The organism is Rhodococcus sp. HNM0563 (assembly GCF_012726195.1).
Classification (GTDB): Bacteria; Actinomycetota; Actinomycetes; order Mycobacteriales; family Mycobacteriaceae; genus Rhodococcus.
Map to the genome: position 1 here is coordinate 180,991 of NZ_JAASAF010000004.1, position 23,366 is coordinate 204,356.

Below are 23,366 nucleotides of genomic sequence, written 5' to 3' on the forward strand. Positions count from 1 at the left end.
CTCTACTGGGCCGGACGCACCGTCTTCATTGCTCGATCGACCTCCCAGAAGGCGCGCAGCGACGCGATCCTGCCTTCGTCGTTCACTCGGTAGACGAACACGCCCTCGGCGTCGATGATGTTGCCTGCCATCGTCGTGCGAATGGTGCCGATGTTGACGCACTCGTCGCCGCACACCAGGACGTCGTCGACGAGGAATTCGAGTGAATCGGTGTTCGCGATCGTCATGTCGTAGAACTTCGCGATCGCCTCTGCCCCGTGATGGCCCTTGCCTTCCGGGTCGAACCCCGACGGTCCGACAGGATCTTCGACATATCCGTCGTCGGCGAACAGCGCCAGCCATTCGTCCTTGCGCTTGCCGCTCGCGGCCGCCTGGGACGAGCGTGCCGCGACGCGTGCGGGATGTTCCTCGCTCATGCTGTGCCTCTCTCGTGGATGGAGCCATTCGCGTGGATGAACTTATCGGCGAACTTCCGCAACGATTCCTGCTTTGCCTCGAGCGGGGAGTCGAATCCGTGACCGTCGAATATCCATGGCACGACGATGATGTCGGTGACCCCGGCGTCTGCGAGTTCGGCGTAACCGGACGAGCCGAACTTGTCGATACACACCGTCTGGATCTCGAAGGGAGTGTCGGTCCGGCCGTATTCGCTGCGCAAGGTGCGCAGGCGGCCGATCACGGTGACGAGATCGTCGAACTTGATCATTGCCGAGGTCCAGCCGTCGCCGACCCGCGCTGCGCGGCGCAACGCCACGTCGGTGTGACCACCGACGTACAACGGCACCGGTTTACTGGGGGCCGGGCTCATCTGCAGGCGATCGAAATCGTAGAACTCGCCGTGGTGCTCGACCATGCCACCGCCGAGGATCAGCTTCAGTACCTCGACCATCTCGTCGACACGTTTTCCACGTCGCGCGTAGGGAACGCCGCACCACTCGAACTCTTCTGGTGCCCAGCCGATTCCGACACCGAGGCCGAAACGGTTGTTCGTGAGGTTCGCGACCGAACCGACCTGGCGGGCGAGCAGTACCGGATTGCGGGAACCGAGTTTGAGGACCTGGGTGTAGAACTCGATCGTCGACGTAGCTGCCCCCATCGCAGCTGCGGCGATGAGTGGGTCCACCCAGGGTGTATCCGCCGTCCACATCCGCGACCCGTCCGGTGTGTAGGGATAGTCGACGGTCTGCTTCTCCATATAGAACAGCGAATCCGGCAATGCGATCGACGAAAAGCCGCATTCCTCGGCGGTCTTCGCGATCCCCGCGAGCTGATCCAGTGGCGTCATCGCAACGCCGACGGTGAACTTCACCATGACATACCCCTAGTTCGCCGGCTTATCGGACCCGACGACCCACATCGAGAAGTACTGCGAGCCACCACCGTATGCATGACCGAGTGCCTTGCGCGCGCCTTCCACCTGATGGTCGCCGGCCTTACCCATGACCTGGATCGCCGCCTCGGCGAAGCGGATCATGCCCGACGCACCGATCGGGTTCGACGACAGGACACCCCCGGACATATTGACCGGAAGTTGTCCCCCGATTGCAGTTTCTCCTGCCTCGGTGAGTTTCCACCCACCGCCTTCCGGGGCGAACCCGAGGTTTTCGAGCCACATCGGTTCGAACCACGAGAACGGAACGTAGATCTCGGCGCAGTCGATTTCGGTGAGGGGGTCGGTGATTCCCGCCTGCTGCCACAGTGCAGCCGCTGCGATCCTGCCTGCCTCGGGATTGACCTGGTCTCGGCCGGCGTAGGTCGTGGGCTCGGTGCGCATAGCGGTCGCATGGATCCACGCGACGGTCCGGCCGTCCGCCTCGGCTGCGGCAGCGCTGTCCGCGTCGCCGAGCACCACGGCGCACGCCCCGTCGGACGACGGGCACGTCTCGTCGTAGCGGATGGGATCCCACAACATCTGCGACGCCTGCACCTTCTCCAAGGTGATGTCGGGCTGCTTGAGGTGGGCGTACGGGTTCTTCGCGCCGTTGAGGCGGTCTTTCACGGCGACCATCGAACCGATGTGCTCGGGCGCCCCGGACCGACGGATGTACGAGCGGACGTGGGGTGCGAAGTAGCCACCCGCACCTGCGCCGACCGGCATCGTGAACGGCACCGGCGTAGACAGCGCCCACATCGCATTGGATTCGGACTGTTTCTCCCACGCGACCGCAAGTACGCGACGGTGGACCCCCGCCTGGACGAGGCTCGTGGCCACGTTTGCGGTCGAACCACCGACGGACCCGGCGGTGTGAACACGGAGGAGAGGTTTGCCGGTGGCGCCGATCGCGTCGGCCATCGCCAATTCCGGCATCATCGCGCCTTCGAACAGGTCGGGGGCCTTGCCGATCACGACGGCGTCGATGTCGTCCCAGCCGACATGGGCGTCGGTCATGGCACGGTCGATCGCTTCACGGACGAGTCCCGCCATCGAGACATCGTGCCGCTTCGCGACGTAGTGGGTCTGTCCCGTTCCGAGGACAGCTGCGGGTTGCTTCGCCATCAGTTTCGTCCCTCCAGAACGGCTACCAGATTCTGTTGCAGCACAGCGCCACCCGTGGCGTGGGCGAGTGCTCGGCCGGCTTTCCCGTCCATGATCGCCTGGGCGGCGAAACCGATACGCTCGAGCCCGCCGGAGAACATCGGGTTGCCGGTCAGCGGACCACCCGACGGATTGATGGCAGTGTTGCCGTTCAATCCGATCTCCTCACGCAGGATCAACTCCTGGTGAGTGAACGGTGCGTGCAGCTCGGCGAGGTCGAAGGAGTTGTCACCGCCGGTGACAGCCGCAGCGGCAGCGCGCGCGGACGGCGCGGACGTCAGATTGGCGGCTCCGAAATTCGGGGAGTCGATGCGATGCTCGATCCCGGTGATCCACGCGGGGTTCTCACACAGTTCTCGTGCGCGGTCGCCGGACGCCAGGATGATCGCGGCGGCGCCGTCGGTGACGGGGGCGCAATCGTGGCGGCGCAACGGGTCGGCGACGTACGGGGTCGCGAGCAATTCCTCGACGGTGACATCGCCGCTGACCTGGGCATCGGGCCTGCTCTTCGCCGCGGCGCGGGCCTGCACGGCGACCTCGGCCATCTGCTCCGCGGTCCACTTTCCGGAGTCGAGTCCGATGCGCGCTTGCAGGCCTGCGAGCGACACGGCGTCGAGACCGAGTGGTGCGACGAGATACGGATCGAGCTGCAGCGACAGGGTGCGCCGCAGCGTACCGGCCGACGATTTGCCGAACCCGTACACGAGCGCGGTGTCGACCTCACCGGTGATGAGCTTGACCCAGGCCTCGTAGAGGGCCCACGCTGCGTCCATCTCGACGTGCGACTCGTTGATCGGAGGAACTGCACCGATCGCGTCGATGGCCGAGATGAACGAGAACGAACGACCGGCAAGATAGTCGGACGAACCGGAGCACCAGAAACCGATGTCGGACTTGGTGATTCCGAGCTCGTCGTAGAGATTCTGGAAGCAGGGCACGAGCATTTCGACACCGTTGGTGGTGCCGTGTGTTTCGCGGACGTGTGGAGCGTGCGCGAAGCCGACGACTGCAATGTCTGTCATGATTCCGCGGCTCCTAGAGGTGGTGTTTGAAAGTGTCGAAGTCGGCGTCGGGTTCGCCGGTGGGACGGAAGTATTCGATGTTCCTGAGGGTGTAGTCCCATTCCTCCTGCGGTCGCCATTTCGCTTCGACGCGCATACCCATACGGACTTCTGCGGCATCGCACTCGAGGATCAGGTGCAGGAAGGGAATGTCGGCGCCGTCGAGCAACACATATGCCGCGACGTACGGCGGCTTGATCTGCTGGCCCATGAACGGCACGTTGACGATGCAGAACGTGGTGACGATGCCCTTGTCGGACAACTCGACGTGTTCCTTGGTCGGAACGCCGTCGGTGGGGCTTGCGCCGCGCGGCGGGACGTATACCTTGCCGCCCGGCCCGGTGCGTCCACCGACGAGTTTGCCTTCCTTCAATCCACGCAGATACCACGACTCCTCGGGGGACGCCGTGTGCGTGTAGTGCAGATCGAGCGGAGTGGTGATGATGGTGACCGGTTCGGTGCCGGTGCCTGCAGCCGGTACATCCTCGGCCTCGCCCGGCTCGAACGCGACGATGTCGTGGATGTCGCCCACCCGCTCGTCCGCCCATCGGACGCGCACCCGCATGCCGGTGCTCATGTCGTCGGGAGAAGGGACATCGACGGCGTGCAGCAGCGACGAGTCTGCACCGTCGAGCCGGATCAGAGCCCACGCGAACGGGTGATCGAACGGTTGCCCGGGCAGAGGCTCGGGATTCCACGTCCAGCTCACCACGGTGCCGGTCTGCCCCGCTTCGACGAAATCGACGAGCGGCTCGTGGGTGATCGCGTCGTATTCCGGGGGAGGGACGAGCACTCGACCGTCCGAACCGCGTGCGCCGACGATCCGTCCGTCGCGCAAACCGGTGACGAATGCGCCGACAGCAGGCCCGGTGGACCGGGTGTAGTCGAACTGAAGATTCAACGGGGCTCTCAGTGGCGGTTCGACGACCGCGCTCTTTCCCAGACTCACATCTTCGAGTAGAACAGGTTCTAATGTCGCTGGCAAGAGTAGCGTGTGAACAGGGCGGCATCGCCAGTCGTCCGACCAGAAAGGCGTGCAATGGAACTGGGACTTCAATTGGGATACTGGGGCGCGCAGCCTCCGGCCAACGGACCGGAACTCGTTACTGCCGCTGAGGCGGCAGGGTTCGACGCGGTCTTCGCGGCCGAATCGTGGGGGTCGGATGCGTTCACGCCGCTCTCATGGTGGGGGTCGGCGACCGAGCGGGTACGGCTCGGGACCTCTGTTGTGCAGATCTCCGGACGAACCCCGACGAATTGCGCCATGCACGCACTCACGCTCGACCACCTCTCCGGCGGCCGGCACATCCTCGGCCTGGGTGTGTCCGGACCGCAGGTCGTCGAAGGCTGGTACGGGCAACCGTTCGCAAAACCGCTGGCCCGGACCCGCGAGTACGTGTCGATCATCCGTGATGTCCTCGCGCGGAAGGAACCCGTCACCAGCGCGGGTCCGCACTATCCGTTGCCGTACTCGGGTGAGGGCGCGACCGGGCTCGGTAAACCACTCAAGCCCATCACGCATCCGCTCCGGTCGGACATCCCGATCTGGCTCGGAGCCGAAGGACCGAAGAACGTCGCGCTCACCGCCGAGATCGCCGACGGCTGGCTCGCGATCTACTACTCCCCGCGCCTCGCCCCGATGTACAACGAATGGCTCGACGAAGGATTCGCCCGTCCGGGAGCGCGTCGCACTCGTGAGGACTTCGAGATCGCGGCGACCTGCCAGGTGGTGGTGACCGACGACAAGGCCGCGACGATCGCCGGAATGAAACCGGTCACCGCGCTCTACGTCGGCGGAATGGGTGCACCGGAGTTGAACTTCCACGCGCAGGTCTACCGCCGGATGGGATATGGCGAAGTGGTCGACGAGGTCACCGAACTGTTCCGCTCCGGACGTAAGGACGAGGCGGCCGCGGCGATTCCCGACGAGATGGTCACCGAGACGATGATCGTGGGCAACCACGACGAGGTACGCGCGGGTGTCAAGCGGTGGGAAGACGCGGGAGTGACCATGCTCCTGGTGTCGTGCCGCGACGCCGAGCACGTGCAGTCGCTGGCCCACGTTGTGCTGGGCTGACTCCCGCTGCATCCGTTTCCGTCTCGCGGCACGCGGGTCCGACCTATCCTCGAGTCATCCGGAGTTCCGTGGTGAGGGGGGGTCCGCATGTGCCGACTGTTCGCGCTCAGTGCTGCACCGCACCGAGTGCACGCGACCTTCTGGTTGCTCGACGCTTCCGATTCTCTTGCTCGCCAGAGCCGTCGCGAGCCGGACGGCACGGGTCTCGGCACGTTCACCGACAGCGACGTACCTCTCGTGGAGAAGCAACCGGTGGCCGCGTACGAGGATCGAGCATTCGCCACGGAAGCCCGAGAGCGGTCGTCGCGGACGTTTCTCGCTCATATCCGGTACGCGTCCACGGGCGGGCTCGCCCCGCGCAACACACATCCCTTCGAGCAGAACGGACGGTTGTTCGCGCACAACGGCGTTCTCGGCGATCTCGACCGGCTGGATGCGGAGCTCGGCTCATACAGAGATCTTGTGCAGGGTGAGACGGATTCGGAGCGGTTCTTCGCGCTCGCCACCAGGCGCATAGACGAGCACGACGGGGACGTGACGGCCGGCCTCACTGCCGCCGCCCAGTGGGCCGCCGAGAACCTCCGGATCTTCGCTCTCAACGTCATCCTGACGACGGCCACCGAGCTCTGGGCGTTGCGGTACCCGGATACCCACGAACTGTGGGTGCTCGAACGTCCGGGCGGAGGCGCCCAGGGGGATCGTCGCCTCGACCACGGCGGCACTGCAGGCACCGTGCGTGTGCAGGCGGGGCATCTGGCACAGTATCCGGCCGTGGTGGTTGCCAGCGAGAGAATGGACGAAGACCCGCACTGGTCGGCGCTGAACTCCGGCGAGCTACTGCACGTCGACGATCACCTGAGCACGGTCCGCAGCGTTGTGCTCGATGCCCCTCCGGCACATCCGATCACGCTGGCCGAACTCGACGAGCGCGCCGCGGCTTCACAGCGCGGCAGGTGAATCTCGTCAGGCACCGGTGAATTTCGGCGCTCGCTTCTCGGTGAAGGCGCGAGGCCCTTCTTTCGCGTCGGCGCTCTTGAAAACGGCAGCACCGAGTTCGGCGTCGATGCGGAAGGCTTCTTCTTCGTGGAGTCCTTCGGACCGGCGGATGGTTTCGAGGATTGCCTGAACTGCGACAGGTCCGTTGGCGGAGATCGTGTCGGCGATCTCGAGCGCCTTATCGAGAGCCTGGCCGTCCTCGACGACGTGCCCGATGAGCCCGATCTCCTTGGCTTCGGGTGCCAACAGATGCCGACCGGTGAGCAGGATGTCTGCGGCGATCGTGTACGGGATCTGACGGACGAGGCGCACCGCCGAACCGCCGAGCGGGAACAGGCCCCACTTGGCCTCGGACACGCCGAACTTCGCGCTCGAACCGGCGACGCGAATGTCGGTGGCCTGAAGGATCTCGGTGCCGCCTGCGATGGCGGGGCCCTCGACCGCCGCGATGAGGGGTTTTGTCAGTCTCCGTCCCTTGAGCAGAGCAGGCAGGCGAGACAGGTCCCAGGCACCCTTCCCGTCGCCTCGCTCGCCCTGCTCGAATTTGTCGCCGGGTGCAGACTTGTTCATGTCCTTGAGGTCGGCGCCCGCGCAGAATGCCCCACCCGCGCCGGTGAGGATCGCGACACGGATCTCGGGATCGCTGTCGACCCGGTCCCACGCCTCGGTCATGATCGCCATCATCTCGCCCGACAGGGCGTTTCGTGCTTCCGGCCGATTCATCGTGACGATCAGGGTGTGTCCGCGTTGCTCGACGAGGCAGTGCGGAGCACGCTCCGAAATGTCCGAATTATCGGCGGTGCCGGTGGGGGCGGTAGGGGACACTGGAACTCCTGAAGTGTTGTGAACTGGATCTCAATCCCGGTCTTGTCAGAAACGATAACACGTTCTATTTTGATGGCGTGGCCCTTAATATCGCAGATCTCGTAGAGCACGCCATCGACCTCGTCCCCGACCGTGTCGCACTCGCGTCGGACGGTCGCGAACTCACCTATGCGCAGCTGGAGGAGCGGACCAACCGCCTCGGGCACTACCTGCAGGAACAGGGTGTCGTGCCCGGCGACAAGGTGGGCGTCTACTCGCGCAACACCATCGAGGCCGTCGAGGCGATGATCGCGGTGTTCAAGATCCGGGCGGTAGTGGTCAACATCAACTTCCGGTACGTCGAGAACGAGTTGCAGCACATCTTCGAGGATTCGGACATGGTGGCACTCATCCACGAGCGCAGGTACGCCGACAAGGTCGCGAACGTGCTGCCGACGACGCCACTGGTGAAGACGTCGCTCGTCGTCGACGACGAAACCGGGCTCGACTACTCCGGCTACGGGGGAGTCGACTACGAGCAGGCGCTCGCGCAGAGTTCCCCGGAGCGCGATTTCGGCGAGCGTAGCCCCGACGACCTGTACATGCTCTACACCGGCGGCACCACCGGTAAGCCGAAAGGTGTGATGTGGCGGCAGGAAGACGTGTGGCGCGTCCTCGGCGGCGGTATCAATTTCCTCACCGGTGAGTACGTAGCTGACGAGTGGGAACTGGCGAAGACCGGCGCCGCCAACCCCGTGATGGTGCGCTTCCCGATCCCGCCGATGATCCACGGCGGTGCGCAGTGGGCGTTGTTGCAGGCGTTGTTCGGCGGCGGCAAGCTGATCATGCACCCCGAGTTCGACGGCCACGACACATTGCGCGTCATCGAGGAACACAAGGTCAACGTCATCTTCATCACCGGCGACGCAATGGGCCGCCCCATGATCGATGCGCTCGACGAGGGGAACCCGAAAACCGGTAAGCCATATGATCTCTCGTCCATGTACTTCATGGGGTCCAGTGCGGCGCTGTTCTCTCCTGCACTCAAGGAACGATTCCTCGAACTGCTCCCGAACTGTATGATCTCCGACTCCATCGGCTCCTCCGAGACGGGGTTCTCGGGCATCGGCGTCGTCGCGAAGGGGCAGGCCCATACCGGTGCCCCCACCGTGAAGATCGACGCGGCGACCTCGGTGCTGGACGAGGACGGAACCCCGCTGCAGCCCGGCGACGGCAAGGTCGGTCTGCTCGCCCGCAAGGGACACATCCCGCTCGGGTACTACAACGATGAGGCGAAGACCGCAGCGACGTTCCGTGAATACAACGGCGTGCGGTACTCGATCCCGGGTGACTACGCACAGATCGAACCCGACGGCACGGTCACGATGCTCGGCCGAGGCTCGTCATCGATCAACAGCGGCGGCGAGAAGATCTATCCGGAAGAGGTCGAGGCCGCGCTCAAGGCCCACCCGGACGTCTTCGACGTGCTCGTGATCGGTGTCCCCGACGAGCGGTTCGGGCAGCGTGTTGCGGCAGTCGTTGCGACACGGGCTGGAAGTCGGCCCCCACTGGCCGATCTCGTGGAATCGGCGCGCGCGTCGATTGCCGGCTACAAGGTGCCACGCAGTGTCTGGTTCACCGACGAGATCAAGCGGTCGCCTGCCGGTAAGCCCGACTATCGCTGGGCGAAAGAGCAGGCCGAATCTCGTCCTGCAGACGAGATGTACAGCAGCAGCGGCGTCGTCGCGGCGAAGTAGAAGGACACACATGCAGACCGATCTCAGTAAGAAGTTCGGTATCGAGTATCCGATCTTCGGATTCACGCCGTCCGAACACGTCGCAGCGGCGATCAGCAGGGCCGGGGGCCTCGGCGTGCTGGGTTGCGTTCGGTTCAACGACCCCGAAGAACTCGACGCGGTCCTCACCTGGATGGACGAGAACACCGACGGCAAGCCGTACGGTGTCGACATCGTGATGCCCGCCAAGGTGCCCACGGAAGGTACCGCCGTCGATCTCGACAGCCTCATCCCGGCAGAGCACCGTGCGTTCGTCGACCGCACACTCACGGAGCTGGGTGTTCCACCGCTCAACGACGACGCCGAACACGCCACCGGAGTGCTGGGCTGGCTGCATTCGGTCGCGCGCTCCCATGTCGACGTGGCGCTCGGACATCGACCCGCACTCATCGCCAACGCTCTCGGTTCACCACCGAAGGACGTCATCGATCTCGCACACGAGAAAGGTGTGCCCGTCGCTGCGTTGGCCGGTGCCGTCGAACACGCGAAACGACATGTCGAGAACGGCGTCGACATCGTCATCGCCCAAGGCTACGAGGCAGGCGGCCACACCGGTGAAGTCGCGTCGATGGTGTTGTGGCCGGAGCTCGTCGATGCCATCGGCGATTCCGCTGCGGTTCTCGCAGCGGGTGGTGTCGGGTCGGGCCGTCAGGTCGCTGCAGCGCTCGCGCTCGGCGCGTCCGGCGTGTGGATGGGTTCGTACTGGCTTACCACCTCCGAATACAAGCTCGGTTCGGCCGCGCAGGGGCCGTCGTCGATCCAGCGTGCCCTGCTCGGCGCGAGTTCGTCCGATACCGTGCGGTCACGTATCTACTCCGGCAAACCGGCCAGGCTCCTCAAGACCAAGTGGACCGAGGCGTGGTCGCAGCCCGATGCGCCGTCACCGCTTCCCATGCCTTTGCAGAACATCCTGGTCAGCGAAGCGCACCAGCGTATCTCGGCGGGGAACGATCCCGAGGTCGTGGCGATGCCGGTCGGGCAGATCGTCGGACGGATGAACGAGATCCGGCCCGTCGCGGAGATCATGGCCGAACTCGTCGACGGCTACGACCGGGCGGTCGAGCGGCTGAATCAGGCGCGGTAGCCGAGAGTCATTCTCGCACTTCGACGATGCCGTGCGCGCCGCGCTCGGCATCGACCATCGAGTGCGACACGAACGGGTAGCGTCCCGGTTCGGGGAACTCGAGTTCGACGAATCCTCCCTGGGCCGGGAACAATCCGAGGGCCTGGCTTCCTCCCGTATCCGGCCGCAGGCGGTAGTCGCCCTCCGAGAAGACGGTGTCGAACTGCCCGCCCACGACATGGAACGACGTACCGCGGTTCGGTCCTGCGGCGAGCACCCAGATCCGGACCCGCTCACCCACCCGGGCCTGCAGCGGCCTGTGGTCGTATTGGTTCGCATAGCCGTTGAACACCACCAGGTCAGGGTCCTCCGCAGTGATCTTGTCGGAGTCGGCCTCGCCTCCTTCGGCTCCCAGATACAGCTCCGACTGCACCAGGACGTATTCACGGGCGACGGGCACGAGGTCCGGCGGGTCGATGATGACCGCACCGAACATCCCGTTGGCGATATGCAGGGACATCGGCATGGTCGAGCAGTGATACAGCCAGATCCCAGAGCGGGTCGCGGTGAACCGGTAGACGAGCGACTCACCGGGTTCGATGGTGCGCATCGGTTCGTCCGGAGACAGCGAGCCCGCGTGGAAGTCGATCGAGTGGCCGATACTTCCGTCGTTGACGAGGGTGATCTCGAAGACGTCGCCGACGCGGCCGCGCAGGACAGGCCCGGGCGCGGTGCCACCGAATGTCCACAGGCGCTGCGTGATCCCGGGTGCGACCTCACGTTGCTCGTCGGTTGCAGCCAGGGTGATCCGGTGATCGGCAGTCGGCGCCGGCGCGACCGGATCGTGCGCGACGAATCCCGCCGCGGGGTCTGCACCGAGACTGCGCGACACGTCCGATGAGGTGAGAGACCCCGCTTCCGCCCCGGACCCGTGGTCGGTGTGTTCGAGGTCGTCGACCACACCGGTCGGCTCCACGGTGAGTGTCATTCCCATCTGGCGGTGCCCGGCGACCGAGCACCATCCGTCCATCTGCCCGCCGACGAGTCCGGCGTCGAGCGTCGCCGTCTCACCCGGACCGATACGAGCGGTGCGGGTACCGTTGGCGAGAACCAGATCGTGACGATCGGTACCGGTATTCACCAGCGTGACCACCAGACGATCCCCCACAGGCACTTCGAGGACGTCGGGAACGAACCGCATACCCTCGATCTGCACCTCGACTTCGGTGGTGTACCCACTCGCCCTCACGTTCGAAGCATCGACGGTGGAGAGACCTGCGGCAGCCGGATCGGCCGCGATACCGGCTGCCGCGCCGAGGACGACGATGCCCAGCCCTGCTGCGGCGGACCGGATGCGCTTGCGTGCGGGAACAGGTTCGGGGCGGCCCGGTTTCGACGCTGTCCCACGCATGCGCCGGGCAACCAGAACCGCGCGCACGGCCAACGGCAGGAACGACGCGAACGCCACCAGGACGAGCACCGAACACAGCACTCGCACGAGGCTCGGTATCGGCAGTACACACACCAGCAGACCCGCATTGGCGACCGACAGGCGCCACGACGCGCCGCGCTCGAGTTCGGTCATCGCTCCCTGCACGGCAGCACGGCCGCCGATGACGACGGGAATGAGATACGTGAGGGCGCCGAGCAACACCTGGACGAGGAAACCGGCGAGCAGTGCCGCGGTCACGGACCCGGCCGCCGCGGCCGCTTCCAGTGGAGTCGATGCGGTCGCCAGTGCCACCGTGAGGTAGATCAGTGAACCGAGCAGCCACACGATACCGGCGAGCACCGACAGCGTCGCGAAATCGGCGGGATGTTTTCGGCGGATCTCATCGAGGTGTGGTTCGAGGACATAGAGCGCGGCTGCGAGATATCCGAGCGTTCCCGCTGCGGTGACGAGGGGAATACCCGCGAGGGCACCGGCGACTCCCACCGCGAGAGCGAGAATCAACGCCGGGAGTCCGCGTCGCGCTGCGGTCTCGACGCGCTGCGCCATCCGGGTTCGGAGCATCGTCGGCCACAGGGTCACGAGTGTGCCCAGCACCGTCAACCCCACCCAGCCCAGGACGTTGACGGCTGCGTGCCCGAGCACGAGGCGCTCGTGAAGTTCCCCGGGCAGGCCGGAATTGGCCATGGCGATACCGAACCCCGCACCGACCGGCAACATCGTTGCTGCAGCGATGTAGTAGCGCACGGTGTGCCCGAACCGGGATGGCAGCGCCGCCCGCAGTCGCCGCAGCAGCGTAATGCCGTGCCATCCGGCAACACCGGCGACGACGCACCCACCGACCAGTACGACGGGCCACCACCCGCCGACCATTCCTGCGACCAGGACCACAGCGCCGGTGTTGAACGCGATGAGTCGCGCCGTGTCGGGACGTCGAGCTCCCGTGGCGGAACGGCGGAGCAGGGCATCGGTGAAATGCCCGCTCCAGATCAGGATCGCGTTGCTCGCAGCACCTATACCGAGCAGATGCACAAGGAGCCAACCGGATTGCGGAATCCACCGGTGGGCAACGGACACCACGACCAGCGCCGCGAACCACGCGGCAACCACCATCCCGGCCCGAAGATGCCAGTTGCCCCGTTCGTTCACGATTCACCCCGCGGACAGCAGCACACTTCGGGAGTCGTGGGTTCGGGCATGAAGAGCCGACACCCGCCGGGTTCGACGAAGGGCAGGAGGTCGAGTCCGGGTCCGACCGGTGCGCCGACTTCTTCGAGTGCGCCCTCGACGATGCCGAGATGAACCTGGCACACGACGTTCGGGTAGCGTCGCGCGGCGTCGAGCAGGGGACACATCGGCAGTGCGACGCCGAGCGCGGGGCCACGGTCGTGGGGCGCGAATCCGAGCCGTGTGAGCAGGTCGAGGACGAAGGCATGTGGATCTGCGGTGTCGTAGTCGGATTCGCGTGCGAGGTCGCATCCCCACTCTCGCCCCGCGGCGCGTGCGTCGCCTTCTGGATCGGCGCTGGTACGAGCGATGTGTCCGGCGAGGGCGGTCGCGAGTCCGGCGTAGTCGCGGCCGGCCAGGGTGGGGTCTGCGGCGGGCATGGGCCGATACACCTTGGCGGGGCGTCCGCGTCCGCGGGCCGGTTCGGTGGTGTGGTCGACGAGGCCGTGGCCGACCAGCGCGTCGAGGTGTTCGCGCACCGTGTTGGCGTGGAGACCGAGCCGCTCGGCGATGTCGTTGATGCGCGCCGGGCCATGGGCCCGGACATCGTCGAGGACGGTGATCCGCTGGGGCGACAGCGCGAGGTGCGACTCCGGGACCGGTGTCGCGCGCGGTCCGGGACGAAGTTCCCTATTTTCCACGGAAATAACTGTAGTAAATTGGTCCGCGAAAGGCCACCTTGCCGCGCACCACCGCGGCGCCACGGAAGGAGCGGTCCATGAGTGCCGACCAGATCGTCGTTGCCACCACCGCGGAGGACGCGCGTGCCGTCGATGCCGTCAAGAGTCACCACAGTGAGCTCGCGGGACATATCGCGATCCTCAGTGAGGCATTGCTCGACGCTGCGGCCACCGGGAAGGATGTCGACGTGCATCGTCGTGCGATGGTCGACTTCCTCACCGGTTCCTTGCTGCCACACGCCACCGCAGAAGAGCGCGTGCTCTACCCCGCGGCGGCCGGGCGCGGCGACGCGAAGTTGCTCGTCGAGTCCATGATCGCCGTGCACCGCCTTATTGCGGCTCTCGTCGACCGGATTGCGAAGGAACCCGATCCGGTCCGTGCGGCTGCAGCTGCCCACGCCTTACGAGTGGTGTTCGACCTGCACCTCGTCGACGAGAACGACCGAATCCTTCCGCTCGTCGCCGCAGATCCGGATGTCTCACTCGCCGGCATTCTGGAAGGTATGCACGAACTACTGGGCGGGGATGCGCAGCCGGAGCACGACGGCCACGTGTGCGCGTGCGGCGAACGCGACGAGCCCTCTCCGGTGCTCGATGTGCGGGAGATCCCGCACGCAATTCGCCACGCCACGGTGTTCGGTGCGTTCGATGCGGTGCCTGAACGCGGCACGCTCCTGCTCGTAGCGCCCCACGACCCGATCCCGCTGCTCCGCCAGCTCACCGACCGGGTGGACGGGCGGCTCGGCGTCGACTACGAGGAGCGCGGACCGGAGGCGTGGCGCGTGCGCCTGACGCGAATCCCGGACACTACATCCGCGTGAGAAGCGCGACGAGGTCCTGGATCTCGTCGACAGTCGGTGTGGTGAGGTTGTCGCGACCGTAGACGAAGCCGATGCCCGCATACACCAGGGTGCCGGCTCGGATGCGCGCTTCGCGATCGTCGAAACCCAGTTCGTGAAATGCGTTCTCCACCACCGACATGATGCGCTGGTCGAGGGCGCGCACGGATTCCGCCACCTGCGGGTCGGTGCGCGCCCAGTCGCGGATCGCCACCTCGGTGGCCCAGGCTCGATCCTCGACGAGGGTCGCGCCCATGTGCGCGAGACGGTCGCGGACCGGCATCTCTTCGATGCTCGTCAGTCCGCGCAGTGTGTCGTTGTCGTGTGAGCAGTAACGGGTGGCGATGGCATGCATCAGCTCGTCGATGTCGGCGAAGTGCCAGTAGAAGCTGCCCTTGGTGACGCCGAGTTCGGTGCACAGCCGTGCGATCTTCACCGCGTTGCGGCCCTCGGCGACAAGTAGTTGCAGACCCGCGTCGGTCCAGTCGTCGAGCGAGAGCCGCGGCCGGCGGGTGGAAGTGGGTTTCTTCTTCTCCGATTGCCGAATCACGACCATCTCTCCTTGTTGAGCGCTGATGCGAGGTTACACGTCGACGCCGCCGCTTGACCAAACCATACCGTATGGTACTGTGAGGGTCGTCACGATCCGTCGTGTTCTTGTCAATCGGGGTGGGATCGACGCGAAAGCGCATGATGAAAAAACTCAGTCGCAGACAACTTCTCGCGGGGGCGACGCTGGGCGTCGGTGGAGGAGCGTCGCTGCTGTTCGGCGCCGGCCGCGCGGTCGCGGACGGCCCGCGCATCTCGAGTCCGTTGCTCTTCCACTCGCCTCCGCTCGAACCGTTCGTCGACGAACTCCCCGTTCTGCCGCGCATCGATGCCGCGACGGTGACGATCGATGCGGTGAGCGCGACGCACAGCTTCCATCGCGACCTCGCTCCCGGCGCGACCCTCGCCTACGGCGACCGCACCTACCTCGGCCCGGTCATCGTTGCGCGGCAGGGGCGTGAAACCACGGTCGAGTACCGCAATCGGATCACGTCCCATCCGTTCGCAGCCGATTTCGACACGTCACTGCACGGACTCGGCGAGCACGACCGCACCGCGGTGCCCACCTCGATGCACCTGCACGGGGGAGTCACACCACCGGAATTCGACGGCCACCCGAAGCAGATCTCACGCCCGGGTCAGGGCTACACCTACCGTTTCCCGAACCGGCAGGAAGCCACGACGATGTGGTATCACGACCACGCGATGGCCGTGACCCGACTCAATGTCTACGCCGGTCTCGCCGGGCTGTATCTGTTGCGGGACGACTACGACACCGGCGATCCCGGAAATCCACTCGGCCTTCCTACGGGCGCGTACGAACTCGACCTCGTGCTACAGGAAAAGATCGTGAACAGCGATGGCACACAGAGCATTCGCTCGACCCCCATTGTTCCGCAGGGGCGCTGGGAAGGCGGAGCCGTCGGTGACGTAGGCGTCGTCAACGGCAAGATCTGGCCGCAAGCCCGTGTCGACCGCGGCCTGTACCGGATGAGGTTGCTCAATGCGGCCTCGTTCAGCATCTGGGATCTGCACTTCTCCGACGGCATGCAATTCTGGGTGCTCGGGATGGAAGGCGGCCTGATGGACGCCCCCGTCCGCACCGATCGCGTGCGGCTCTCGCCTGGCGAACGCGTCGACATCCTCGTCGACTTCGGTGCTCTCGAACCTGATTCGACGGTCGAATTGCGCAACAGCGAACCCGCCGCGCCGCAGGCCGCGCAGATCGGCGCGGTGCTGATGCCGGTGTTCATGCGCTTTCGCGTCGGGACCGAACGGGGATTCACCGGCCCCGTCCCGGAGACCCTGCGCGGCGGGCAGGGGCAACCCCCGGTGGTAGGCCCGATTCCGGTACCGCAGACGGTACGCAACGTGTCGCTGAGTCAGCCGTCGGATGTCCGGCTGCCTCCGTCGATCATGTCGCTCAACAATCTCACCTTCGACAGCGACGACATCGAAACACCGAGACAAGGTGCGATCGAGCAGTGGAACATCGTCAACGCCACCCCCGACCCACACCCGATCCATCTGCATCTGGTCACCTTCCGTGTGCTCGGGCGGCAGGCGATCGACACCCTTGCGATGTGTGCGCGTCAGCCACAGGGCCCTCTGGGTATCAAGTGGACTCCGGACGCCGACCCGTTCGTTGTCGAGCCGCTTCGCGGACCCGAGCCCTGGGAGACTGCTTTCAAGGACACAGTGATCTGCGACCCGAACTCCGTTACGCGCATCGTGGTGCGCTTCCCGACGGCCGACGAACTCGGCTTCGACCCTGACGCGACCTTCTCCCCGGCGGTGCACACGTTCGACGACCACGCGCATGTGATGCCGCACCACGGTGACGACGATCTGCATGGCAGTGAACTCCAAGGCTATGTGTGGCACTGCCACATCCTCGACCATGAAGACCACGACATGATGCTCGAATATCGGACGGTGCAATGACTTACGACGTAGCAGACCACTTCCAGCGCATTCCCTACGAACCCGCCTCCGACGGCCGCGTCGAAATGCACTCAGGACTGAGCAGGCACTATCCGACCCTCCACGGAAATCTGGTTGCCGCACCGGGATATTCACGCAAAGTGGGCGTGATCATGTGTCATCCCGCCTCGAACTTCCTGAGCCACTTCCTGCTCCGCGCGATCGCCGGGGCAGGCATTCCGGCCATGGGCCTGAACACCCGGTACGCGTCGAACGAACCGGCTCTGATCATGGAGCGCGCGGCATTCGATCTCGGCACTGGCGTGCGCTGGATGGCCGAGGAGCTGGGCTTCGAGAAGGTTGTGCTGCTCGGCTTCAGCGGTGGCGGCTCGCTGGCGTCGTTCTATCAGTCGCAGGCGGAGAACCCCACTGTCGTCGAGACACCCGCAGGCGACCCGGCGTCCTTCCCCGACGCGAAGCTGCGTCCCGCCGACGCGGTGATGCTCGTCGGCGCACACCCCGGACGCGCACGAGTCCTGAGGCACTGGATCGATGGCGCCGTCCTGGACGAGGCCGACCCATATCGCGTCGACCCGGAACTCGATCTCTACGCATCCGGCCGAACCGCACCGCTCGACCGCGACTGGGTTACCCGCTACCGCGACGCGCAGCTCACCCGCATGCGCCGCATCGATGCGTGGGCCCTCGACCAGCTCGACGAAATGAACCGCACCGGTGCATCCGACCGAGGATTCGTCGTGCACCGCACGGTCGCCGACCCCCGCTTCGTCGACCTCACCCTCGATCCCAGCGACCGCGAGCTCGGCAGCATGTACGGCGACCCGGCCGCCGCGAACACCGCAGCGGGTGGTCTCGCCAGATTCGTGACGGTGCGCAGCTGGCTCAGTACGTGGAGCTCCGACCTCACCAACGCTGACGCCTTCGAAGACCTGTTGCACGTCGCCGCGCCGGCAATGGTGATGAGCCTGCTCGGCGACCAGGCTGCGTTCGCGGAGGATTCGCGCCTGATTCACCAGGCGCTGGGCGGCGAGACCGAACTGATCGAGATGCGCGGACTCAATCACTACCTGGTGGACCAGCCGGGTGGCCTCGACGACGTCGTCGGGCGTATCACCGGCTGGATCCGCCGCACCGTCCTCGAGGAGGCAACGCCATGACCGGGACACTCGGTGCTAAGGCGACGCCGCCGGCACAGGACCGCTGTCCGAGTCGATTTCCCTACTGGCAGGCCGTCGAGCGCCCAGGCGTCGCGCGGGTCCGGAACCTCATCCGCAAGGTCACAGGTTTCGACATCCTGCACGACGACGAGACTGCCCGTGCCCTGTGCAACGATCTGTTCAGCGGCGACCCCACCGCGGAACGTTTCGTCGGCGAGGTCTACCACGGTGACCTCGGACCGGTGAAAACCCGGGAACTGCTCGACACCGCCCTCACCGACGGAATCGACAGCGTGCCGGACGCACCCGAGGCAATGAAGGCGCTGTTCGAGGAGTTCGAGATCGTCCCCGATTGGGTGCAGCCCGAACTTGTCGAAGAAGGCGCGAAGATCTGGCGACGCTGGGGCACCATGCTGTTCAGTTTCGCGGGTGCCGAAACCCTCGAGATCTACACGGAATCCGCGGTGGCGACCCCGTTGTCGTTGGCCGGTGGGTATGCCGGAGACAACGCGCTGCGTCGCTACCTCGAAACCTGCCGGTTCTGGTGCGATGTCTCCGAACCCGGTGCTCTGCTCACCCCGGGATCGACCGGACGCGCCACCGCCCTCAAGGTCCGCGTGATGCATGTATCGGTACGCGACCGGGTCGCGAAGCATCCCGAATGGGACGAACAGAAGTGGGGACTGCCGATCAGCCAGACCTACATGCTCCTCACCCTGATCGCAGGCAGTCTCACCCCTGGCCTTGCCCTGTGGACTCTCGGGTACCAAACCACACCGCGGGAGATCCGCGCTCTCATCCACTTCCAGAAGTACATGGGATACCTGCTCGGTGTCCGCATCGACTGGTATCCGGAGACGATCGGCGACAGCATCCGCACGCTGCTCACCACCGTGGTGTCCCGGTCGTACGACTCGGGCGAGCACGGCAAGGAATTGATCGAGTCGTACCCGAAGGCGTTCGCGCCCCGCGACGGCCAGCTAGGATTCGAGCGGCTACGGGCGGCATACAACTTCCGGATCAACGCGGTCTACTCGGCAATGTTCATGGGGCCGGGCACCCGTCGCAAATACTCGATGCCGACCGTCATCCCCTGGATGATCATCCCGATCGTCCGATTCCCGTTCATCACCGCGATGGAACTCGCCCGTCGTCTTCCCGGGATCTCCGGAGTGCACGAAAAGATCATGGTCGCTCACCGTGAGAACTGGTACCGAGCCCAAATGAACGGACGAGAAGCACAATTCGACGCAAGCGGCGCCCTGCGGCGCTGAACCCCCACCTACACCGGAGGAACTATGGCGGCACTGCAGATCGTCGAGGCATGGAATGGCCCCGGCCGGCGCGACGGTGACATCACGCAAGTCGTCCCGAGCGACAACGGTGCTCATCCGTCGACCGACAAGCACGCATTCGAACACTGGTACTTCGACGCCCATCTCGACGACGGCCGCATCGTCGTCGCGATGCTGCAGACGCGAGAGTTGTTGCACCGCAAGCCCGGCGTCGAGATCCACGTCTACAGCGCCGACGGCGAGCGCCGCGAGGCCATCAAGCAGTACTCCGACGCAGAGCTCACCGTGTCGGCGGAGCGGTGCGACGCCCAGGTCGGCCGCAGCTTCGCCAAGGTGACCGGCGAGGAAGACGGGTTACCCGTCTACCACGTGTCGGTGGCAGAAGACGACCTCGCGTTCGATCTCACGTTCACCGCCGAAGTGCCGCCGTGGATGCCGGGACGCGGGCAGACCAGCTACAACGATCGCGAGTTCTTCGCGTGGGTGGTCGGCGCACCCCGAGCACGTGTCGCAGGAACGGTGACCGTCGACGGGGTCACCACAGAGGTCGCCGGGCGTGGTTACCACGACCACAACTGGGGCGTCGGCGACATGAAACGCATCATCTCGAAGTGGTACTGGGGCCGTCTCTACACCGACGATTTCTCGCTGGTCTACGCGATGGTGCAGACGCAGAAGAAATACGGCGAGCACTGGTCACAGCCGGTGATGATCGCTATGGGACGTGAGGTGGTGCTCAGCAACGGCGAGGTCGAGATGACGGAGGGCCCGGCGGTCTACGACGCCGTCGCCGATCGCACCTACCCGTCGTGGTTACGGATACAGGTTGCCGATTCCCTGGATCTGACATTGACGGTGCGCGAAATCGTCCACGCTCACAATCTCCTCGAAGACATCCCGATCGCGTCGAGCAAGCTCGTCAAGCCGATCGTGAACTGGCTGGTCGGCCGGCCGGGCTACTTCCGTTTCCGGTCCGATTTCACGATGACCGTGACCATCGACGGTGAACAATACGATCGTTCGGGGACGACATTGCACGAGATGGTCGCCCTGACGTGACGGTGGACCTCGAGTACCTGAACGGGTTCGGTAACGAGCACCACAGCGAGGCGGTCGCGGGTGCGCTGCCGTGGGGGCAGAACTCGCCGCAGCGAGCCCCGTACGGGCTGTACGCCGAGCAGCATTCTGCGACCGCATTCACCGAACCGCGTGAAATCAACACGAGGAGTTGGACGTACCGGATCATGCCGTCGGCCGCGCACCGGCCGTTCGAACGCACCGACGATCGTGGATGGGTGTCTGCACCATCGACGGCGGCGGTACTGACGCCGAACAGGCTGCGGTGGGATCCGCAGCCCGCGTCTGCGGCCGGGGTGGATTTCATGCGACGGCATCACGACCTACGCCGTGAACGGCGACGTACACGCCCGTACGGGTATCGGCATACACATGTATGCGGCGTCGGCATCCATGACCGACCGGTACTTCGTCGACGCCGACGGTGAACTGCTGTTCGTCCCGCAAGCGGGCGCTCTGCTTCTGTGCACCGAGTTCGGGAGGCTCGCGGTCTCGCCGGGGGAGATCGCCGTCGTCGGACGGGGTGTGCGGTTCCGGGTGGAACTGCTCGACGTCGCAGCAACCGGGTACGTCTGTGAAAACTACGGAGCCGCCTACCGACTCCCGGAACTCGGTCCGATCGGCGCCAACGGTCTCGCTCATGCGCGCGACTTCCTCTATCCCACAGCGTGGTACGAGGATCGTGTCGGGCCGGTCGAGCTGGTTCAGAAGTTCGGCGGTCACCTGTGGGCCACCGAACTCGACCATTCGCCGCTCGACGTCGTCGCGTGGCACGGGACGCACGGTGCATACAAGTACGATCTGTCGCGATTCAACGCGATGACCACCGCAGGCTGGGATCATCCCGACCCGTCGATATTCACCGTCCTCACCTCGCCGACCTCGGTCGCAGGGCAGGCCAACGTCGACTTCTGTGTTTTTCCCGACCGCTGGGTGGTCGGCGAACACACCTTCCGGCCACCGCATTTCCATCGCAACGTGATGACCGAGTTCATGGGTCTGATCCGTGGGCGACACGATTCGAAAGCCGAAGGGTTCGTGCCGGGAGGGGCATCGCTGCACAACCAGTGGGGTGCGCACGGGCCCGACCGGGAGACCTTCGATCTGGCGTCCGCCGCGGAGCTTTCACCGATGAAGCTCGAGAACACGATGTCGTTCATGTTCGAAACCCGACTCGCCCTCGCCGTCACCGAAAGGGCGCTGTCTGCATCCCATCGTCAACCCGACTACGACTCGTCGTGGGCCGGACTGGAACGTCGCTTCACCTCACCCTCGAAATAGGAGCATTCCATGACCGACACTGCAGCTCCCGTCACTCCAGCTCCGGTTGTTCTGCCGGAACCGCTGCTGCGCATCGGCGGCCGGGCGGTCTCCGCTCGGTCCGGAGCGCAGTTCTCGTCGATCAACCCGGCGAACGAAGAAGTTGTCGCCGAGATCGCATGCGGCGGCACCGACGACATCGATGCCGCCGTCGATGCTGCCCGCGACACGTTCGACTCGGGTGCGTGGTCGCGGATGGCGGGCGCCGAGCGTGGCAGGATCCTCTCCCGCGCAGCCGATCTCATCGAGCAGCACGCGCCGGAGCTGTCGGCGCTCGAGACCGCGGAGATGGGCAAGCTATACGCCGATACCGTCGCAGGCGATATTCCCGCCGCCGCCGCCTCGTTCCGGCACTACGCGGGCTGGGCCGACAAGATCGCCGGTGAGGCGATGATCCTCCCTGATGTCGGACCGCAACACCGCTTCGGCTTCACCCTCCGCCAGCCACTCGGGGTGGTCGGTGCGATCACGCCGTGGAACAACCCGACCGTGGTGGCGGCGTGGAAGATCGCACCGGCACTCGCGGCGGGCTGTTCCGTCGTGGTCAAGCCCGCCGAGGATGCTTCCCTCGCGGTGCTGAAGCTGGCCGACCTGCTCGCCGAAGCAGGAGTGCCCGATGGGGCGTTCAACGTCGTTCCCGGCCTGGGGCCGGAGGCCGGAGCTGCGCTTGCTGCGCACCAGGGCATCGACAAGATCACCTTCACCGGCAGCCCCGCCGTCGGCAAGACCATCACCTCGCTTGCGGGCGAGAAGTTCCGCAAGGTCACCCTGGAACTGGGCGGAAAGGCCCCGCAGCTGATCTTCCCCGACGCCGACCTCGAAGCCTCGCTGCCGTGGATCGCGATGGGCAATTTCTACCACCAGGGGCAGGTGTGCGCCGCGGGCACGCGCGTGATCGTGCACGAATCCGTCGCCGACCAGGTCATCGAGGGCCTCGTCGAATTCGCACGTGCCGCAGTGATCGGCGACCCGTTCGACGCCGGCACCACCCAGGGCACGATCGTCAACCGCAAGCAGCTCGACCGCATCCTCGGGTACATCGAGAAGGGCAAGAGTGAAGGCGCCGATCTGCTCACCGGCGGCGCACGCGTGGGAGAGAAGGGTTTCTTCGTCCAGCCCACAGTGTTCCGCGGCACCAACGATCTGACGATCGCGCGAGAGGAGATCTTCGGACCCGTCGCCACCGTCATCACCTTCAAGACCACGGAGGAAGCCGTCCGCCTCGCGAACGCGACGCAATACGGTCTCAATGCCTTCATCTTCAGCCAGAGTCTCTCGACGGTGCACAGCGTGATTCCGCAGCTGAGGGTCGGCACCGTGTGGGTCAATGGCTGGGGTGTACCCGACCCGGCACTACCCTGGGGTGGTCGCGACGCGAGCGGCATCGGGCGCGAGCTCGGGCGCAGCGGCCTCGAGGCGTTCACCGAGGAGAAGACGGTTCACCTCGGCTACTGACCGGAAAGAAATGGACACTCAGTGACGACGGATACCGCAG

The 23,366-nt window shown here is 65.4% G+C and carries 21 protein-coding genes; 12 read left to right on the forward strand and 9 right to left on the reverse strand.

Features of this window, described 5'->3' with window-relative positions; all coding sequences use genetic code 11:
- Positions 1-2: 2 nt before the first annotated feature.
- The 5 genes from HCA61_RS10680 to HCA61_RS10700 are packed head-to-tail and all read right to left on the reverse strand — an operon-like array spanning position 3 to position 4,546.
- Entirely contained in the window at positions 3-416 is a 414-nt protein-coding gene (locus HCA61_RS10680) for a nuclear transport factor 2 family protein (RefSeq protein WP_169688169.1), read from the reverse strand.
- Positions 413-1,309 (reverse strand): TIGR03619 family F420-dependent LLM class oxidoreductase, encoded by an 897-nt coding sequence (locus HCA61_RS10685; RefSeq protein ID WP_346777553.1) that lies wholly within the window; start codon positions 1,307-1,309, stop codon positions 413-415. Before HCA61_RS10685 ends, HCA61_RS10680 begins: the two co-directional genes overlap by 4 nt.
- Before the next feature lie 12 nt (positions 1,310-1,321).
- Positions 1,322-2,497 (reverse strand): thiolase domain-containing protein, encoded by a 1,176-nt coding sequence (locus tag HCA61_RS10690; RefSeq protein WP_169688171.1) that lies wholly within the window; start codon positions 2,495-2,497, stop codon positions 1,322-1,324.
- Positions 2,497-3,558, reverse strand: a complete 1,062-nt coding sequence (locus tag HCA61_RS10695) for a thiolase domain-containing protein (protein WP_169688172.1) — start codon at positions 3,556-3,558, stop codon at positions 2,497-2,499. The genes HCA61_RS10690 and HCA61_RS10695 overlap by 1 nt, the downstream gene beginning before the upstream one ends.
- Positions 3,559-3,571: 13 nt before the next feature.
- Positions 3,572-4,546 carry an OB-fold nucleic acid binding domain-containing protein gene (locus HCA61_RS10700; protein WP_169688173.1) on the reverse strand — a complete coding sequence of 325 codons (975 nt, stop codon included), beginning with the start codon at positions 4,544-4,546 and terminating at the stop codon, positions 3,572-3,574.
- Positions 4,547-4,636: 90 nt separating this feature from the next.
- Here HCA61_RS10700 and HCA61_RS10705 point away from each other — a divergent pair, with 90 nt between their 5' ends.
- Both HCA61_RS10705 and HCA61_RS10710 read left to right on the forward strand, forming a co-directional pair.
- Positions 4,637-5,674, forward strand: coding sequence for an LLM class F420-dependent oxidoreductase (locus HCA61_RS10705; protein WP_169688174.1), 1,038 nt, complete (start codon positions 4,637-4,639; stop codon positions 5,672-5,674).
- 87 nt (positions 5,675-5,761) lie between these two features.
- Complete coding sequence (locus HCA61_RS10710; protein ID WP_169688175.1) at positions 5,762-6,631, forward strand: class II glutamine amidotransferase; 870 nt, start codon at positions 5,762-5,764, stop codon at positions 6,629-6,631.
- A 6-nt stretch (positions 6,632-6,637) separates the two neighbouring features.
- Here the strand turns inward: HCA61_RS10710 and HCA61_RS10715 are convergent, their stop codons facing one another.
- Positions 6,638-7,495: a crotonase/enoyl-CoA hydratase family protein gene (locus HCA61_RS10715; protein WP_169688176.1), complete on the reverse strand. Its 858-nt coding sequence runs from the start codon at positions 7,493-7,495 to the stop codon at positions 6,638-6,640.
- Positions 7,496-7,572: 77 nt separating this feature from the next.
- Between HCA61_RS10715 and HCA61_RS10720 the strand changes: the two genes are divergently transcribed.
- Positions 7,573-9,231, forward strand: coding sequence for an acyl-CoA synthetase (locus HCA61_RS10720; protein ID WP_169688177.1), 1,659 nt, complete (start codon positions 7,573-7,575; stop codon positions 9,229-9,231).
- A 10-nt stretch (positions 9,232-9,241) separates the two neighbouring features.
- Positions 9,242-10,354: a nitronate monooxygenase family protein gene (locus HCA61_RS10725; protein WP_169688178.1), complete on the forward strand. Its 1,113-nt coding sequence runs from the start codon at positions 9,242-9,244 to the stop codon at positions 10,352-10,354.
- Positions 10,355-10,361: 7 nt separating this feature from the next.
- Here the strand turns inward: HCA61_RS10725 and HCA61_RS10730 are convergent, their stop codons facing one another.
- Positions 10,362-12,896, reverse strand: a complete 2,535-nt coding sequence (locus tag HCA61_RS10730) for a multicopper oxidase domain-containing protein (protein ID WP_169688449.1) — start codon at positions 12,894-12,896, stop codon at positions 10,362-10,364.
- A 32-nt stretch (positions 12,897-12,928) separates the two neighbouring features.
- Positions 12,929-13,651: a helix-turn-helix domain-containing protein gene (locus HCA61_RS10735; RefSeq protein ID WP_169688179.1), complete on the reverse strand. Its 723-nt coding sequence runs from the start codon at positions 13,649-13,651 to the stop codon at positions 12,929-12,931.
- A 77-nt stretch (positions 13,652-13,728) separates the two neighbouring features.
- Between HCA61_RS10735 and HCA61_RS10740 the strand changes: the two genes are divergently transcribed.
- The gene (locus HCA61_RS10740) at positions 13,729-14,511 is read left to right on the forward strand and encodes a DUF2249 domain-containing protein (protein ID WP_169688180.1); all 783 of its coding nucleotides are present in this window, start codon (positions 13,729-13,731) and stop codon (positions 14,509-14,511) included.
- Here HCA61_RS10740 and HCA61_RS10745 read toward each other — a convergent pair.
- Positions 14,498-15,079 (reverse strand): TetR/AcrR family transcriptional regulator, encoded by a 582-nt coding sequence (locus tag HCA61_RS10745; protein WP_247272667.1) that lies wholly within the window; start codon positions 15,077-15,079, stop codon positions 14,498-14,500. The genes HCA61_RS10740 and HCA61_RS10745 overlap by 14 nt on opposite strands.
- A gap of 143 nt (positions 15,080-15,222) precedes the next feature.
- Here HCA61_RS10745 and HCA61_RS10750 point away from each other — a divergent pair, with 143 nt between their 5' ends.
- The 7 genes from HCA61_RS10750 to HCA61_RS10775 are packed head-to-tail and all read left to right on the forward strand — an operon-like array spanning position 15,223 to position 23,326.
- Complete coding sequence (locus HCA61_RS10750; protein WP_169688450.1) at positions 15,223-17,022, forward strand: multicopper oxidase domain-containing protein; 1,800 nt, start codon at positions 15,223-15,225, stop codon at positions 17,020-17,022.
- Complete coding sequence (locus HCA61_RS10755; protein WP_169688182.1) at positions 17,019-18,179, forward strand: alpha/beta hydrolase; 1,161 nt, start codon at positions 17,019-17,021, stop codon at positions 18,177-18,179. The genes HCA61_RS10750 and HCA61_RS10755 overlap by 4 nt, the downstream gene beginning before the upstream one ends.
- On the forward strand, positions 18,176-19,453 hold the full coding sequence (locus HCA61_RS10760) for an oxygenase MpaB family protein (RefSeq protein ID WP_169688183.1): 1,278 nt from the start codon (positions 18,176-18,178) through the stop codon (positions 19,451-19,453). Before HCA61_RS10755 ends, HCA61_RS10760 begins: the two co-directional genes overlap by 4 nt.
- Positions 19,454-19,477: 24 nt before the next feature.
- On the forward strand, positions 19,478-20,533 hold the full coding sequence (locus tag HCA61_RS10765; RefSeq protein WP_169688184.1) for a lipocalin-like domain-containing protein: 1,056 nt from the start codon (positions 19,478-19,480) through the stop codon (positions 20,531-20,533).
- Positions 20,530-20,979: a homogentisate 1,2-dioxygenase gene (locus tag HCA61_RS26815; RefSeq protein WP_346777541.1), complete on the forward strand. Its 450-nt coding sequence runs from the start codon at positions 20,530-20,532 to the stop codon at positions 20,977-20,979. The genes HCA61_RS10765 and HCA61_RS26815 overlap by 4 nt, the downstream gene beginning before the upstream one ends.
- Positions 20,882-21,832 (forward strand): homogentisate 1,2-dioxygenase, encoded by a 951-nt coding sequence (locus tag HCA61_RS10770; RefSeq protein ID WP_346777542.1) that lies wholly within the window; start codon positions 20,882-20,884, stop codon positions 21,830-21,832. The genes HCA61_RS26815 and HCA61_RS10770 overlap by 98 nt, the downstream gene beginning before the upstream one ends.
- A gap of 9 nt (positions 21,833-21,841) precedes the next feature.
- Positions 21,842-23,326, forward strand: a complete 1,485-nt coding sequence (locus HCA61_RS10775; protein ID WP_169688185.1) for an aldehyde dehydrogenase family protein — start codon at positions 21,842-21,844, stop codon at positions 23,324-23,326.
- The last annotated feature ends 40 nt before the right edge of the window (positions 23,327-23,366 follow it).